Below are 16,894 nucleotides of genomic sequence, written 5' to 3'. Positions count from 1 at the left end.
CTCATTGTCTTCATGTTAGTTCTGATTAAAGGAAGGTAATTTTTTTGATTTAATTTCTTCCTGGATCAACGTAATAAAGTCCTCCAGTTTCATCACGCTGGTCTTTTGCTCACCATAACGACGCACCGAGACAGTCCCTTCTTCGGCTTCCTTATCTCCTACAACAAGGGCAAACGGCACTTTCTCTGTCTGGGCCTCTCTGATTTTATAATTAATCTTTTCTCGCCGTTCATCAAGTTCAGCTCTTATTTCCTGCCCACTGATAATATCCTTCACTTTTCTGGCATAGTCGCTGTGCTTGTCACTGATGGGCAGAATACGTACCTGCTCTGGTGATAGCCAAACCGGAAAAGCGCCGGCATACTGTTCAGTTAACAGCGCAATAAAACGTTCAATACTTCCGTAAACCACACGATGAATCATAACCGGGCGATGTTTATCTCCATCTTCGCCGATATAGGTCAGATCAAACCGCTCGGGCATTTGGAAATCCAATTGGATTGTGCCGCATTGCCAAGTCCTGTCTAAACAGTCTTTAAGATGGAAGTCTATCTTTGGACCGTAGAATGCGCCATCTCCCGGATTGATCTTGTAAGCCATACCTTTCGCTTCTAATGCTTCTTTTAAAGCGTTGGTAGCAATTTCCCAGTCCTCATCGGATCCCATAGAATCTTCCGGCCGCGTCGACAATTCAACGTGATATTCAAAACCGAATATTTTATAGAAATAGTCTACTAAGTCAATAACACCAATGATTTCTTGTTTGATCTGTGATGGCAGCATAAAAATATGGGCATCATCCTGGGTAAAATTCCGTACCCGGAGTAGACCATGCAGAGCCCCCGATAGTTCATGACGGTGTACTAAACCAAGCTCGCCGCAACGGATCGGAAGATCCCGGTAGCTGTGCAGTTTCGTCTTGTACATGATCATACCACCTGGGCAATTCATCGGCTTAACCGCATAATCATCTTCATCGATCTTGGTAAAATACATGTTGTCTTTATAATGGTCCCAATGCCCCGACTGCTGCCAAAGGCCAACATTAAGAATAATCGGTGTCCGAATCTCGACATAACCCCGTTTCTGATGTTCCTTACGCCAGAAATCCTCCAGCGCGTTTCTCAGTACCATACCCTTGGGATGGAAGAATGGGAACCCAGGACCTTCATCATGCAGGCTAAAAAGATCAAGTTCCATGCCAAGCTTGCGGTGATCGCGCCGTTTGGCCTCTTCCAACTTGAACAGATAGTTTTCTAAATCGGAATTTTTGGCAAAGGCCAATCCATAGATTCGCTGCAGCATTTTGTTCTTCTCGCTGCCGCGCCAGTAAGCCCCGGCTAAATTTTGCAGTTTAAACGCTTTAAGCACTTTCGTTCCCGGGACATGCGGGCCAGCACAGAGATCAGTGAAGTCTCCCTGCGTATATAGCGATATCTTAACATCTTCCGGCAGATCGTTGATAAGCTCAATCTTGAATTTTTCGCCTATTTCTGCAAAGTAATCCAGTGCTTCCTTACGGCTTACTTCCCGGCGTTCGTACTTAAAGTCTTCTTTAGCTAGTCTCTTCATTTCTTCTTCAATCCGAACCAGATCCTCCGGCGTAAACGTATGCGAAGAATCAAAATCATAGTAGAAACCATTAGCGATAGCCGGCCCGATTCCTAAGACCGTTCCTGGAAACAAATGCTTCACCGCCTGAGCCAGGAGGTGAGAAGCAGAGTGCCGCATGACTTCCAGACCTTCTTCGCTGTCCAATGTTAAAATTTCCACCTGTGAATCTTTTTCCAGAGGGAAAACAAGATCTTTAACTTCCCCATTTACTTTGCCAGCGACGGCAGCTTTGGCGAGTCCTTGAGAAATTGCTGCCGCAAGATCCAAAACCGTCGATCCCTGTTCTACTTGGCGGACAGAACCATCTTTTAATGTTACATTCACCATGCTGATTTCACTCCTTAATTATTTGCGTCATCGTGATAACGCTGATATTATTTGATCTAATTCACTGTTTTATATGCCTAAAATAAAAAGCTCCCGCCCATCTATGGGACGAAAGCTATAAAAACCCGTGGTTCCACCCAAATTCAAAAACAGTAATCGCGAAGCAATTCTGCCATTTTCCTTGGGATCCTTAACGCAGATCAACGTCCGGCCTATTCATCGCTTTCGGCTCGGCACTCCAGGGCGGTCTTCTCCCCAACTCTGCAGAAATGCTTCCAGCCCAAGACATTTCTCTCTGTACTGCAGTCCATTCGGGATACTGTCCCCTTCATCGTTTGGATATAAAATTACTAATATATAGATTATACCTGTTTTGGTTTATTGTCAATCAATTCTTCCTTACATAGAGAGCATCCAGGACAATACGTCAAACGCTCACCAAACACGTCACCGAGGATCATGAGCATTTCCTTCGGCCGCTGGGTATCTGTATGGATGATTAATTTCCCAGGGGCATATTTCACCAAAATTCCGATCAGTAAATCCTCATAGGACTCGTAGTTCCTGATGATATTTTCCGAAAGACAAGTATACTCTTTATCAATATTTTTCATAGCCGCGTCATAGAAATGAACACCTTCCAACTGATTCATGACCATATGCAGTATACGGTTATCCATGGGTTTTGCTTGGTAAAAGCGCTTAAGCAGCTGTATAAAACCATCATGTTCCTGTTCAAGGGTGCAGGCGTTCACCCCACGTGCAATTTGTTTCTTGAGCTCGCGCTTATACTTTTCAGCACGAAAGTCCATAAAACCGTCCAGATCGATTTTTCTATGCGAATCGAAAAATTCAAGCAGTGATTTTATTAAGAGCCGTTTTCTTAATTCAGGAAGATATACGTGTTCAGCATTGTTCAAATAGTGTTGAATACGAGGATAGATTCTTGAAATCTCATCGTCAGACATATTAAAGTCTCTTTTCAATGCCTTTTTGGTAAACACGACTTCCCAATCCTGCAAAACAGTTTCTGCTAAAGCCCTAGCCAAGTAATAATTGTAAATTCGAATCGTCAATGTCTTGCTCTGTTTTTCATTTAAATTGTTATAGGTACAGAGCAGGCATAAATACCTATCACCGCTAATTTCTTGTATAGCGATCGGCAACCGATCATTATTACGTAAATCATTAATTTTTTGCGACATTTCTTGGTGATATTTTTTTGAACCTATTTCCAAACAATACCCACGCAAAGAAAATCCCCCCCCGGATATATATGCCATTACCTTTCTAATATTTCCGGTAGGGGGTCTGCTTATTCTTCATTATTCATTTCATTCAATTTCAATGTTGCTTGATCTTAATTTTATGAGAGTTCTATCATTAATTTTTAAGCCGCTTTTTCCCGATGAGGGATACACACCCGATTAGAATCAAACTTACAGCAATAATTCCCATCTGTACATACCGAGTCAGAAAAAGAAATTGAGTAAAGCTTCCTGCCTGAACGTCTCCCGCTATTACAGCAATCGTTTTGCCATTGCTATCTTTTATTCCCTGATAACTGGAGACCATTTCACCCAAGGATGTTGTATAGTACACATCATGGACCACTTTGCCCTTCAACGTATTCTCTATAGCAGAGGATGACCTTTCTAAAAGCTGTCCCGGCATAATATGCATCGGATCATCGTCTTGCCTCGCATCAGCGATATAGAACTTTTCTTTGCTTGACTCGTCTTTGTATAGTATGTAAATATTCTCAAGCTCATGATCAGTCTTTATTCTTATAAGATCTGACCGTAATTCTTCATAATACATACCTTTTTCATCATGCGATTGGATCAGCTCCTGAAGTTTCTCCAGATTGAGCTCGGCCGCCGCTAGATCAATGGCATGGGTGACCCTGTCTCCAGTTAAATTAACGGCAAGCTGTTGTGCCCGAAAATTGCCGATACCAGTCACAATGATGAGACAGAATACTGCAATGATCATAATCGCATATTTTTTACTTTTTTCAGGTGACATTTTTATACCTCCATAGCTGCCAGTACAACGTTCTCTAAATCTTTGTACACTTTCCTGTACATTTTTTATACCCCAAATCAGTCTGGGTGCCACAAGTTCCGGTGCCAAGTGACATCCAGTCAATATTTTACACCATATTTACTTATTCTGCATACGGTTCAGTTCATTTCCAGCCAATTATATCATAAATATCTGTAGGAGTCTGTTAATCACTGAACCTTCAAGAACCATGATCCGGATGGTCGGAGGAAAGCGGGTGTAAAAATGAAGAAAACAAAACAATTTTCCACACTATCGATTGCGGCAGCCTTTATCGGTACAATTGTAGGAGCAGGATTTGCAACCGGACAGGAAGTTCTGCAGTTTTTTTCCTTTTATGGAATGAAAGGATTTATTGGTATCGTTGTCTCCGCTATCCTGTTTAGCTATTTTGGAATACTCATCATGTTCATTTCGAAAGAACGACATGCTGATTCTCACTTGGAACTCGTCCGTTTTACTTTTGGTAAAAGACTGGGGGTTGTGATGGATTGGTTCATCACGATCAGTTTCCTGGGAGTACTTGTGGTCATGGCGGCAGGTTCCGGCGCAGTGGCGGAAGAGCAGTTAGGCCTGCCACCGTTTATCGGCAGCATCGCAGTAATCCTTCTGTCCTTTCTAACTGTCAGTACCGGTGTTAAAAATGTGATTCGTGTGATCGGGTTAGTTGTGCCATTTCTACTTTGTGCCGTTATCGGCGTTGCGTTATTTTCCTTGATGACAGATCCTCTAACCGCCTCGAAAATTGCTTTGCTTGAGTCAATTGAAGCCCCATCACAGACCAGCTGGCCATTTTCTGCTATCCTCTATGTATCGTATAACATTATTCTAGCAGTAGCTATTCTTTCCCCATTAGGCGTAGAAGCAAATAGCCGAAAAAACCTCCTTCTGGGAGGTATCCTTGGAGGGCTTGGGCTTGGTATAGGGATACTGGCCATCGATCTTGCTGTCATCAGCGGCGTGCCGGAGATCCTGCCGTTTCAGGTCCCAATGGTATATTTGGCATCAAAGTTCAGCCCGCTATTCGCATTAGTATTCGGCCTGATTCTCATCTTAGAGATCTATACAACCGCGGTGAGCATCCTTTACGGTTTTGCTGCAAGGATGGCTTATGGAAATAGACAGCGGATCCTATGGGCAGGTCTCGCTTCATTGGCTGCAGTAATAGCTGCTCAATATGGATTTTCTAAGATTATATCGACAGTATATCCATTAATGGGCTTCTTTGGGTTTGTCTTTCTGGGAGGCTTACTATGGACTCATCTTAAGGATCACCTGTCCGGTGTGTTTCACATCCAAAAAAAATAATACCCTGTGACCTTTACCGATTGACATAGACAATGCACATGATAAAATTACATATGTACATATGCTCATACAATAAATATTCTCTGCTCAAGAGGAGGTGTGTCTATGTCACTATTTCAAGCCCCCGGCTCGGAAAAAGCCAGGCATAACCTTCCAGGCACTGCATTGTCTCTGGAATTAGCAGACTTTTATAAAGTTTTTGGCGATGTCTCCCGTATCCGGATCCTCTTTGCTTTACTTGACAACGAGCTTTATGTCAATGAAATAGCCGACACTTTGGGAATGAGTCAATCCGCAGTCTCGCATCAACTACGAATCCTTCGTCAGAATAAGCTGGTCAGTATTAATCGCAAAGGGAAAACCAGTGTGTATTCCTTGAACGATGATCATGTTTACCGTATACTGACGCAAGGGCTTGAACACCTTTCTGAGTAATGGGGTTCGTCTTGGAGCAGCACTGCACGGACAGGACTGCCGTCACATCCCAGAATCTTAAGTGGTAATGCCGCAAGATAATATATTCCTTCGGGTACATCCGTAAGATTGAGTCCTTCTAAAATTGGTATCTGCGCTTCCAAAAGTATTTTATGACAGGTATAATCATGACAGGTGTAGGCATCGATGGAATAGTAATCTGTGCCTATTAATTTTATCTTTTTTTCGGCAAGATATCGGGCGGCATCCTCAGAAAGATAGACATACTTTTCTTGAAATTTTTCGTGATCATTAAGAAGTGAATTCTGCGTTTTAAATAGAATCCTGTCACCGCGATTAATCCCTTTATCAATAATATCTTCCTCGTGTATCACTTCAGTTTGGATTTGAATCACTTTGGCGGGGCCTATAAGATATTCTAACGGGATTTGATCAACCCCTTCCTTCCCCGGCAAGCAATGGCAAGGCGCATCCAGATGCGTACCCGTATGTGAACCAAGAGTAATTTCCGAGAGAGTATAACCGTCTTGCTCAATCGAATATACTTGGCGCATACGAAACACCGGATCATTGGGATATACAGCCATACCGGGAAAAAGCATCTTTGTAATATCATAAATGATCATCGTCTTCACTCCACCAATCATCGGTTATTTTCAAAATTTTCATGTATTTTTCGCCCTATTGCCTATTATACATGACGGGAATGGGCATAGGCTATATTGTCCCGTGTCGAATACATCGCTATAATAGTGTCAGGAGATTTTTCGAGGGGAGGAGAACATAATGGAAACATATCATATTCGAGGACCCGTTGAACCCCAGGATATACGCTTTCGGTGCGATTCTGTTGATCCTTTGCAGTTAGCAAACATCCGGTCGGGTCTGAAAAAATTGCATACGTTTGAAATTATGGCAGTCAATATCTATAAATTTCAGATTACAAAACAGAAAAATGCTCTCAACCAAATCATCATACAAGCAATGGGTAACGAAATGACGCATGTACAGGACTTTCAAATAAAGCTCTATGAATATGGCGCACGGCCTGGCACCTTTCGCTGGACATTCTGGCTCGCCGGTATGATTATTGGTCTTACCAGCCGTTTACTGGGTAAAAACGCGATGATTAAGGCTGGAATTTGGACAGAACAAAAAGCAGTAACTGACTACCAAAAGATTATTCAGTCAGCTTCATGGGATTCGGATACACTCGCTGTCATTACCCATAATCTTCAGGACGAATACCATCATATCGAGACGCTTCAGGGCTTATTAAATACATAACCTATTAATTAGCGTTGTCAACCTTATAAAGTGACAGGGCGTACCAAAACTAAAATTCGGTACGCCCCTTTTTAGGTGTCACGGGTGGATTATCTGCACATATCCGTGTTAATCATCAGATGTTCTCGTTCAATAACTCTAAAACATAACTCGGCAGCGCAAAGCTCCCTTTATGGATTTGTGTGTTGTAGTACTTAGTCTTTAGTCCGAGGCTATTCCATCCGGCTTCGTGGATATCGGCAACCGGGTCGTATTTCTTTGATGCAAAACCAAATAGCCAGTGTCCGGAGGGGTATGTGGGAATATGTGCCTGATAGACCCGGCAGATCGGGAAAGACTCCCGGATACGCAGATGTGCTCTTTGCATCGCTTGGGCATAGGTATCATAATACGGATTTTCGTGCTGATTGACAAGAATTCCGTCATGCTTTAAAGCTTTAAAGCAGTTCCCGTAAAATTCCTTCGTAAAGAGTCCTTCACCCGGCCCGAACGGATCTGTCGAATCGACGATGATCAAATCGTACAGATTCTCTTTGGAACGGACAAAACGCAGGCCATCTTCAAAATAAAGGTGGACCCTGGGGTCATCCAGTTTGCCGGCAGTTGTGGGCAAATACTGACGACACACATCGACGACCAGTTTATCGATTTCAACCATGTCAATATTTTCAATCGTCGTATATCGCGTTAACTCTCTGACACTTCCGCCGTCTCCGGCTCCAATAACCAGGACATTTTTTACTCCCAAGTTGGTAGCCATAGGCACATGAACCATCATATCATGGTAAATAAATTCATCTTTCTCTGTAAGCATCATCAGTCCATCCAGTGTAAGAAAGTTTCCGAACTCTTTGGACCTGAAGACATCAATCTTCTGGAATTCGCTCTGACCGGTATAAAGCTGTTCATCAACCCGAATAGAAAAGCGGACATTCTCCGTATGCTGCTCCGTATACCATAATTCCATAGTTCATTCCTCCACAACTCGGATATTTTCGATGGACATATCTTCCGTTCCTGTAAGAAAACTACCTTTTTGTTTAGCATAAATAATGTAGTCGATGATTTCACCGGTGATTCTCTCCCCCGGTGCCAGTATGGGTATCCCCGGCGGATAGGCCATGACAAATTCTCCGCTGATTTGCCCTGCACTCTCCGCAATGGGAAGTGAATGCTGATTGGAGTAAAATGCGCGCTGTGGTGCCATGACAACTACCGGATTGATATACTCATGATCAAACATCCCTGTCTTATCTTTCATGTGAAGCCGTTTAATCTCCGATAGCGACGACACGAGACGTTCCAGAGCTAAGGCCCTGTCCCCCACGGAAATAATGGCAAGAATATTGCCGATATCTCCGAATTCGATTTGAATGTCATAGTGATCACGTAATATATCATAAACCTCGACGCCGGCCAACCCGATGTCGCGAGTATGTACCGACAGCTTCGTCGGGTCAAAGTCAAAAACGGAGTCCCCGTTGATCAGTTCCTTGGCAAAGGCATAATAACCTTCAATTTTGTTAATTTCAGCACGCCCGTATTCTGCGAGAGCAGTCACATTTGTAAAGATATTTTTCCCGTCCAGAGCTAAATTACGCCTGGATATATCCAAAGAAGACAGAAGCAGATACGAAGCACTCGTCGTCTGAGTGAGATTAATGATCTGGCGAACATGGCCGATACTCATGCTCTTATTAATAAGCAAGAATGAGCTTTGACTCAAACTGCCGCCCGTTTTATGCATGCTGACAGCAGCTATATCCGCACCGGCGGCCATCGCATTCAGCGGCATATTTTCTCCAAAATAAAAGTGCGTTCCATGAGCCTCATCGACTAAAGTATACATGCCGTAACGATGAGCAAGTTCTGTAATGGCTTTTAAATCGGAACAAATACCGTAGTAGGTTGGGTTATTAACAAATATCGCCTTAGCATCCGGATGCTGTTTCATTGCCTTTTCAACATCTGAAGCTGACATACCCAAAGGAATACCCAATTGTTTATTGACACCGGGATTAACATAGACCGGTATCGCTCCGCTTATGATCAAGGCATTAATGGCGCTCTTATGGACGTTACGAGGCATGATGACCTTGTCTCCCTGTTTGCAGACACTCATGATCATCGCCTGGACTGCCGAAGTTGTTCCATTGACCATGAGAAAGGCATGGTAGGCGCCAAAAGCATCGGCGGCAATGGTTTCCGCCTCTTTGATGACCGAAACAGGATGTCCGAGATTATCCAACGGCTTCATAGAATTGACATCGACCGATAGACACTTGTCCCCCAGAAACTCCCGCAGCTCCGGATTACCCCTTCCCTGCTTATGTCCTGGCACATCAAAAGGAACGATGCGCATCGCCTTATATTTTAAAAGTGCTTCATATATAGGAGCTTTTCTCTGCCAATCTAGGTTCATCTTGCATCGCCATCCTCAGAAATAAAGTACCAACGTTACTATAGTAAACTATGTCGGGTATGTCAATAAATAATGTTTATTGGCACAAGCCACGTTTTACTAAAAAATATATGTGCAGTATACTATAATTCTTATTACCAATTATCTACGGTATATAAAAGGAGATCGTATGAAAGAGGTAAATAATTACAATGTGATTTTGTTTGATTTGGATGGAACGTTGACCGACCCCGGGAACGGTATCATTAATTCCATTCAATACGCACTCAACCACTTTGGTATCACTGAAGATGACAGAGAGAGCCTGAAAAAGTTTATTGGCCCTCCGCTAAGAGAATCCTTTATGGTTTATTTTAACTTTGACCATGATGCCGCAGTAGCCGCGGTAGAAAAATATCGTGAATATTTTCGGGTTAAAGGGATCTACGAAAACGTCGTATATCCTTTAATCCCTGAACTGCTGGCGGATCTTTGTGTGAGCGGGAAAAAACTGATTCTTGCCACTTCGAAGCCAACGGAATTTGCCGTTCAAATCCTGGATCACTTTAAATTGGCCCAATACATCCATTATACTGCAGGCAGTAATATGGACGGCAGTCGTACAAAAAAAGGCGAAGTCATTGCCTTCGCCTTAAGTCAGTGTCAATTAACAAACCGTCCGGATATCGTGATGGTTGGAGATAGAAAACACGATATGATTGGAGCCCGGGAGATAGGGATCGATTCTATTGGTGTCCTGTATGGATACGGTTCCCAAGATGAGCTGGAACAGGAGCAGCCAACGCTGATCGCACGGGATGTCCAAGAACTTAGGGCGCTGCTCCTTTAGTCTTCACCCTATCGTTAAGGTGCAAACATCCATCAATCGCTGTCAATTTCATAATAAATTTCCTTGGCTTTCACTCAAAGATGTTTGCGTTCTTTTTCTATGCTATTATTTCTATTGTATTATTCTATTGATTTATTTCTATATTTAGAGATCAAGTTTAAACTCGCTGCTGGCAGTAGGCTGCTTGGGCACCCTATACGGCAGTTTCCCGATAGATATTGAAACCTCCTCCATATCGTTAAAACCACGCTTTTTTAATTCTTCCACATCCCTGATACTCAATTCAAGCTGGGGTTTGGGCATCCCATCCACGGTAATCGTGTACAAGCCTACTTGAGTCTTATACTCAGGTATCTGCTGGCTGTATTCATTTCCGTATTTCGCTTTTCGGATCCCCAGCGTGACTTCTTCGTCTTTAATATCAAGGGCAAGCAGTTTTTGATAATCATGAAATTTCATTCCGATAAGGCCCCTGTTGCCTGTCATCGTCGGGACAATGTAGACCGTACCGCTAGTCTCGTATTTGTCTTTGTCCTGCAGTCCTTCATTTAAGGAGTTTGTGTTCATTACAGGACGATTAAGATTCCCATCTGTAACAGCATGGACGGGCGTAATGATCTGCTCCAGCTTAACCTCGCTGGCAAGCTTGTTAATATAATCTCTCGCCCTGCCAGACCAGCGGGTATATTCCAGCTCGAAATCTGCCTTCGAATAGGCTCCGCGGTTAAAATACTGCATATATAACGTGCTTGTAAAGTCTTCGAATTCTGTTTTTGCCCACGTGAGCAGACCGCCTTCGGTGATCCCCTTTCTCCTGACATTAAAGTACAGCATATTGGCTATGCGTGTCGCTTCATAAATATCAGAAAAGGCGATCCGCATGTGCGGATCTCTAAGCTCAGGCGTTGCCGCCAGGCGTGCTTGCTCAAATTCTCCCTGGGCCTTTTTCAATGCCGAAAAGGCATCATCAAAACTAGGGGACATATTATCACCTCATGCCCGCGTTTAGTAATATATCGTTTAGACTAATCCGATTAAAATATCTCTCTTAAAGCATCCTCTTGGGTTATTCCTATTTCTCTAGGTTTCGTTTCCCTGCCGTCTTTAGCGAAATGATAGACTTTAACGTCGTCTTCCGCCAGACTGCCTTTGAGTACCAGCTTTCTCAGCGTCTGCAGAAAATGATCGGAGTGCGACGTGATCATGACCTGTTTGCCTTCGTTAGCGATGTCGGCAAATATTTCGCAGACGATCCGCTGCATGGCCGGATGCAAATGGATTTCAGGTTCTTCGATCATGACCAAAGTTCCTGCAGGCAAGAGCGTGCCCAGTGTAATGGAAGAGACTAACTGATTGATGCCATAGCCGGAGTTGACCGCACTGATCCACATATCATTCTCCGTCAGATCAATAACCACACTGGGCCCCCCCATGACGTATGGATTAATATTGACACCAAGCCTGGACAGCCTTTCTGTCATAAGGTCGAGTTGTTTTCTCATCGCCGGATACCGCTTTGCTTCGTTGATCCGATATAAGATAAGGTTTGAGAGCCACTCTTCCAAGAGCGACGGGTCGCCGGCCCTTTTGGCCACTTCATCCGGGGAGGGCGATCCGGCAAGCAGCGGATAGCTGTACTTCGTAAAGCCCCTGTTGGACGACAGATAAAGCATATTCTCGAACCATTCGGCAACCTTTTTCTGATAAGCACCGACCGTTTGCCGATATGCAGGCTCAAAATTCGAATACTCACCGCCCCCAAAACCGCTGGCGGCTTGCTGCAGGAACAGGCGTCCGGAAGGCTCCATCACATGCGGTGCCTTGCTGTCCCACCACCATGCTCTGTCCCCGTTGACAAAGAAGTCTTCTGCGGTCCCATCCTCGGTCAATTTAACATTGTAACCCAGCATATCGGTTTCCTCCTGCAGGATCACGTTGATCCCAACAGGAAGGCTGGTGTCATGAGTTTGAACGATTTCTCGGAAATCGCCTAACTTTAAAAGATAATCATTATAAACAATTTCTTTCCGACTCAAACTCTGTTTCAGAAAAACAAGAGACTGAAGCACCGACGTCTTACCGGCTGAATTATAACCCGTAAGTACATTGAATTTGGAAAATTCCAGACGGGTATTCTTATGAGCTTTGAAGTTTTCCAATTGTATTCCTTTTAACATATCTGCCTCTTTTCCAGCAATAAGTGCACGCCAAATCGGATCCGACTTTGCCGCAGTTCGATTAGAGGTTAATCGTCGAGATAGTCCTGCACTTATAACTATTTTCCTTGGATATTTTTCATAACAAAACCACAACGCAATGCAGATAAACCCATGTTTGTTTGTAACATACCGTTCTTAAATTATTAAAGTATATATAGATGATACCAAAGATGATATTAATAGGGAAGGCTGAGGTTAATACAGCCTTCCCCGTCATTATGGTCGGAAGTGCTCTGTCTTATGCTTTATAGATGTTGCACATGGCGTTTTTATTCGTATATTGTCCCAGTTCCGGTCCGCAGATATCGGGATCATCATCGAGACAGACGTTGATATTGGATTCCCATACGCCGTACAAGGATGGCTCATTAGCATCTTTTTCCGGGAACCACCAGTTATGATCGGCGGAAACTACATTCGGGTTAAGTGCCGTGGTCAGTTTGGCTTTCATTTTAATCCGTCCCAGATGTGTTTCGATATAGGCCCAGTCGCCGTCGGCAATGGGCGGTTCTAAGCTCTGAGCCAGGATCGGATTCATTTCGACGATCGGATCGGGACGCATTTTACGCAGGGATGGAATCTGACGGTGCTCAGAATGGTAGAAGGGTTGAACTCTGGCGCCTGTAATCAGGATATACGGATATTTCTTAGCGTAGTCCGGTGTGCTGATAGGGCTGAAGTTTGGCTCTTCATAGTGTGTTAACGAATCGTATCCCATTTTCTCCAGCAGGCTTGATTTGAATTCCACTTTGCCGGATGGTGTGGCGAAGCCAAATTGTTCGCCTGTCTTTGGATTGATTTGCTCATATTTATGGAACTCCAACTCACCGCTGTCCATCAGTTTTTCATCCACAAACTGTCTGAAGGTCATTCCCTGGCGCGATAACCGGTAGTCATAAACCTCTTCCAGTGTCTTCTGCGGCCAGTGTTCTTCCTGTCCGCACCGAACGGCCAGACCACGCCAGAAATCATAGTCACTGCGGCGTTCATACATCGGTTCCACCGCGTTCAAACCGCCGGAAAGAAGTCCCATCAGATGGGCAATGGAGGTTTCCAGACACATTCTCTCCATCCAGTCTGACATAGGGAAGACGTAGTCGGCCAATGAGGTATTCGCATTGGGGAAGAAGTCGGCAACAACAAGAAGATCCAGTTTCTTAAAGGCTTCGTAAATTAACTTAGGGTTTGAAAATTTAGTCAGAGCACCGCATCCGGTCAAGGTAAGGGCTTTGATCGGATAAGGCTTTTCCGTCAGGATCTGACGCCAAACCATCGGCGCATGACCCTGATTTGACCAGTAGGCGTACATTTTGGTGTTAAACCGTTTCTTCTGGTATTCGCCAAGCATATCCCAGCCGACATATCCCAGAACCTTGAAACGATCCCCCCCGACCTGTTTCTTCTTCTGAGACTCGGGCAAAAGTTCATTGAGTTCCATCTCGTAATCATCAACCAATTTATCATTGGAGTATGGCCCCAGGATGAAACAGGACTCATCCACATTGCCGGTGATGGCTTCCAGCATAGCTACGGCTCTTAATGTTCTGAAGCCGTTGGGTGCCTGGCCGTCATACGATTGCATCGCAATAATGCGCGCCGGTTTATTCGTCGCATAAATCCTGGCGCTTTCTCTGATCTTATCCGCCGTCAGCCAGGTGATTTCAGCCGCTTTCTCAGGTGTCCAGGCTTGAACGAATTCTTTCAGTTCTTCGAATCCGACGACCCATTTCTCCACAAATTCCTTGTCATAGAGTTCTTCATTGATAATAACATTTAACCAGGCTAAATAGAGTGCACCGTCGGTGCCCGGTCTGAGCATGAGATACTCGTCAGACAGCCGTGATACATCACTGAAGCGGGGGTTAATGGAGATGACTTTCGCTCCGCCGGCCTTGATGGCCTCAACCCCTGCAAATGTGGGTGGGGCTGATTCTCTCTGGTTAGAGTTAAGGACGATACATTTGGTGAGACCCGGAACCATATAGAGCTGACCGGCCCATCCCAGTGTGGTTTCATACGCTTTCGTCTGGGGTCCGTGACAAATCTGTTCGTTCCCTAAATTGTTAGGGCTGCCAAACAGATTAAGGAATCGGGTCTTCGGCCAAGTATAGTCCGGATAGTGGGCTGTGCCGGTAATACCGCCGACTGCTTCCGCACCGTATTTATCTCTGATTTCCAGAAGCTTCGCTGCGACCTCATCCAAGGCTTGATCCCAGGAGATAATCTCCCACTTACCCTCTCCTCTTTCACCGATCCTTTTCATCGGAAAGTTCAGACGATCCGGATGGTAATGGTACTCGATAGCCGCTTTGCCTTGGTTGTTCAACCTGGCGCAGTATGCTGCAGAACCGGGCCACAAAGGATCCGGCAAGACCTTGGTGATTTGTCCGTCCTTCTCATAAACGCTGACGCCGCAATGGCTTGAACCACAGAGATGACATCGACACGAAATCGCTCTCTCTTCAGACATTTTTTCCCCTCCTAATTTGATTTGAAAAAATAAGAAATTACAGAGTAATATAGATTTTTGTAAATTATATTTTAATGGAATAAAGGGATAAAGACGATTCACACTTCGCCTAAAATTCGCATTGATAATTTGAACATTTTGTACTAAAATGTAGATATAATAGGCTTTTCAGGTTATGAAACCAACGTGCACAGACGGGTGTATAATAACGATACATACTATGTCCCAGAAACAATAAATAGACGGTCAGGTGATATAATGAAAATTACATTTCCAATGATCTTGGATAAACTCGACCATCATACGATGGGTAACAACGCCTTGTTTCCTGCAGATCTATGTGATATCCAAGGCGTTGTTTTACTCGATGCACCTCTTCGGGCTTATAATGATAAACTATTATACATCCTGCTACGACCTGATCTTTTAACTGCTTTAGCCGATATGATGCCGGCAAGTCTTTTATTTTTCCAGAATAACGTTTGGTATTACACCGGTCGCATGTTAAACAACCAGTCTGTACAAGTCCTTGAAAGTCCCTGGGATCCAAAAACGTTGTCAGCAGAAATCCAAACCATTATCTTAAATTATCGTGTTGTATTTGAGCATCTGCTGACTCTAATCAGGGATGACGCCGGATTACAAAGTCTCACCGATGCGATTGCAGCCTGCCTGATGAATCCTGTTGCTGTTTTTGCCAGAGGACTTAAACTTTTATCTCATTCCCAAAATCATGCCATCAACGAACAATATTGGCTTGATACTGAGATCAAAGGCTATTTGGAAATGGAGGGCAATACCTCCTACTATCTTAAGGAACAAGCGAAGCTCAGCGCCATCAATAAAACCCCTTTCATATTTTATATGGAAGGGATGCAATACCGTGTCGCTTCAAATGTGATTATTAAAGGCAATCAAGAGATTGGGATCATTCAGGTTTATGAGTACGACCATACGATCACCCAAGGTACGCTGGATCTAATCGAGGCAATATGTCCTTATCTTGCCATCGAGATGAGCAAAAATGGCTATGTGAATTTCAACAACGGGACGATGGATGTTCAACTCATTGTCGACTTGTTGGAAAACAAAATTGATAACCTTCAAATGTTGAAGAACAGAAACCTCAGTCTGGGCTTATTTGACAAGTTTCTGTTTGTCTTAACGCTCAAGCCAATCGAATCCCGCTTTCTCGTGGATGAACAACTTTCCAAAATCCGCGATCAACTGAACGTGATTTTACCATTTAGCAACAGTTTGCTTTATGACAAAGGTATCGTTTCCTTAATCAGCAAGTATACCGATTTTCCGTATGACAGCGAAAAAGAGACCCAGCTGATCGCTCTGCTCCGAGAATGGAATATGTGCTGCGGCTTGAGCGACAGCACCCACAATATCTTGGATACTGCCAAACTCTATCAGCAAAGCCTTCAGGCCATTAAACTCGGTTCCTTAGTCGCACCCGGATGTTGTATTTACCCGTATTCTCATTACGCCCTCTATGATTTTCTGGACTACTGTCAGCAAAATGAAAATATACAGTCCTATCACCATCCATCTGTCGCCATCCTGAAAGAGTATGATGCCAAACATCAAAGTGCGCTTCTCCGAACCCTCCGGACCTTTATCAATCATCAAAACAATCAAATGGCCACAGTGAAACAAATGTATATCAGCAGAAATACCCTTCTTTACAGGCTCAATAAAATTGAAAATCTGACAAACATCAATTTAAATGATCCCGATACACTATTTCATCTTCAGCTGACCTTTAAATTTATGGATTATGAAAAGCTGATGAACAGCCGGCCGGAGAAAAGAACACCATAACGGTCGCGAATTGATTGTCTGGATTTTTTGTTGACAAGAACCTTAGCTGTCAATGCGTATGAAAGACATCTTAGAAGTTATACTTA

14 protein-coding genes and 1 other annotated feature are annotated in these 16,894 nt (G+C 43.8%); of the genes, 5 read left to right on the top strand and 9 right to left on the bottom strand.

The features are described from left to right. Window positions 1-15 precede the first annotated feature (15 nt). The 3 genes from thrS to LPY66_RS02960 form a co-directional block, all read right to left on the bottom strand. On the bottom strand, window positions 16-1,941 hold the full coding sequence (gene thrS / locus LPY66_RS02970) for a threonine--tRNA ligase (protein WP_337986631.1): 1,926 nt from the start codon (window positions 1,939-1,941) through the stop codon (window positions 16-18). A 101-nt stretch (window positions 1,942-2,042) separates the two neighbouring features. Continuing rightward, window positions 2,043-2,282, bottom strand: a binding site (T-box leader). A gap of 21 nt (window positions 2,283-2,303) precedes the next feature. Continuing rightward, the gene (gene ytxC, locus LPY66_RS02965; RefSeq protein ID WP_337986630.1) at window positions 2,304-3,146 is read right to left on the bottom strand and encodes a putative sporulation protein YtxC; all 843 of its coding nucleotides are present in this window, start codon (window positions 3,144-3,146) and stop codon (window positions 2,304-2,306) included. A 178-nt stretch (window positions 3,147-3,324) separates the two neighbouring features. Further along, window positions 3,325-3,969: a hypothetical protein gene (locus tag LPY66_RS02960; protein ID WP_337986629.1), complete on the bottom strand. Its 645-nt coding sequence runs from the start codon at window positions 3,967-3,969 to the stop codon at window positions 3,325-3,327. A 264-nt stretch (window positions 3,970-4,233) separates the two neighbouring features. Here LPY66_RS02960 and LPY66_RS02955 point away from each other — a divergent pair, with 264 nt between their 5' ends. Next, window positions 4,234-5,316, top strand: a complete 1,083-nt coding sequence (locus LPY66_RS02955) for a YkvI family membrane protein (protein WP_337986628.1) — start codon at window positions 4,234-4,236, stop codon at window positions 5,314-5,316. Window positions 5,317-5,421: 105 nt separating this feature from the next. Then, entirely contained in the window at window positions 5,422-5,751 is a 330-nt protein-coding gene (locus LPY66_RS02950; RefSeq protein WP_337986627.1) for an ArsR/SmtB family transcription factor, read from the top strand. Here the strand turns inward: LPY66_RS02950 and LPY66_RS02945 are convergent. Then, entirely contained in the window at window positions 5,709-6,398 is a 690-nt protein-coding gene (locus tag LPY66_RS02945) for a cyclase family protein (RefSeq protein WP_337986626.1), read from the bottom strand. The genes LPY66_RS02950 and LPY66_RS02945 overlap by 43 nt on opposite strands. A 139-nt stretch (window positions 6,399-6,537) precedes the next feature. Between LPY66_RS02945 and LPY66_RS02940 the strand changes: the two genes are divergently transcribed. Continuing rightward, entirely contained in the window at window positions 6,538-7,038 is a 501-nt protein-coding gene (locus LPY66_RS02940) for a demethoxyubiquinone hydroxylase family protein (protein ID WP_337986625.1), read from the top strand. Window positions 7,039-7,153: 115 nt separating this feature from the next. Here the strand turns inward: LPY66_RS02940 and speE are convergent, their stop codons facing one another. Then, window positions 7,154-8,005, bottom strand: coding sequence for a polyamine aminopropyltransferase (speE, locus tag LPY66_RS02935; protein WP_337986624.1), 852 nt, complete (start codon window positions 8,003-8,005; stop codon window positions 7,154-7,156). Window positions 8,006-8,008: 3 nt separating this feature from the next. Next, the gene (locus LPY66_RS02930) at window positions 8,009-9,460 is read right to left on the bottom strand and encodes an aminotransferase class I/II-fold pyridoxal phosphate-dependent enzyme (protein WP_337986623.1); all 1,452 of its coding nucleotides are present in this window, start codon (window positions 9,458-9,460) and stop codon (window positions 8,009-8,011) included. Between the two features lie 169 nt (window positions 9,461-9,629). Between LPY66_RS02930 and LPY66_RS02925 the strand changes: the two genes are divergently transcribed. After that, window positions 9,630-10,289, top strand: a complete 660-nt coding sequence (locus LPY66_RS02925) for an HAD family hydrolase (RefSeq protein WP_337986622.1) — start codon at window positions 9,630-9,632, stop codon at window positions 10,287-10,289. Window positions 10,290-10,433: 144 nt separating this feature from the next. Here LPY66_RS02925 and LPY66_RS02920 read toward each other — a convergent pair whose 3' ends face one another. From LPY66_RS02920 to LPY66_RS02910, 3 genes are all read right to left on the bottom strand, one after another. Continuing rightward, the gene (locus LPY66_RS02920; protein WP_337986621.1) at window positions 10,434-11,273 is read right to left on the bottom strand and encodes a hypothetical protein; all 840 of its coding nucleotides are present in this window, start codon (window positions 11,271-11,273) and stop codon (window positions 10,434-10,436) included. Between the two features lie 50 nt (window positions 11,274-11,323). Further along, on the bottom strand, window positions 11,324-12,466 hold the full coding sequence (locus LPY66_RS02915) for an AAA family ATPase (protein WP_337986620.1): 1,143 nt from the start codon (window positions 12,464-12,466) through the stop codon (window positions 11,324-11,326). 280 nt (window positions 12,467-12,746) lie between these two features. After that, the gene (locus tag LPY66_RS02910) at window positions 12,747-14,978 is read right to left on the bottom strand and encodes a molybdopterin-containing oxidoreductase family protein (protein ID WP_337986619.1); all 2,232 of its coding nucleotides are present in this window, start codon (window positions 14,976-14,978) and stop codon (window positions 12,747-12,749) included. 258 nt (window positions 14,979-15,236) lie between these two features. On the opposite strand from LPY66_RS02910, the gene LPY66_RS02905 reads away from it, so the two are divergent. Continuing rightward, window positions 15,237-16,808 carry a PucR family transcriptional regulator gene (locus LPY66_RS02905; protein WP_337986618.1) on the top strand — a complete coding sequence of 524 codons (1,572 nt, stop codon included), beginning with the start codon at window positions 15,237-15,239 and terminating at the stop codon, window positions 16,806-16,808. The last annotated feature ends 86 nt before the right edge of the window (window positions 16,809-16,894 follow it).

The organism is Dehalobacter sp. DCM, assembly GCF_024972775.1.
GTDB lineage: Bacteria > Bacillota > Desulfitobacteriia > Desulfitobacteriales > Syntrophobotulaceae > Dehalobacter.
This window is presented reverse-complemented; position numbering and strand designations above follow the sequence as displayed.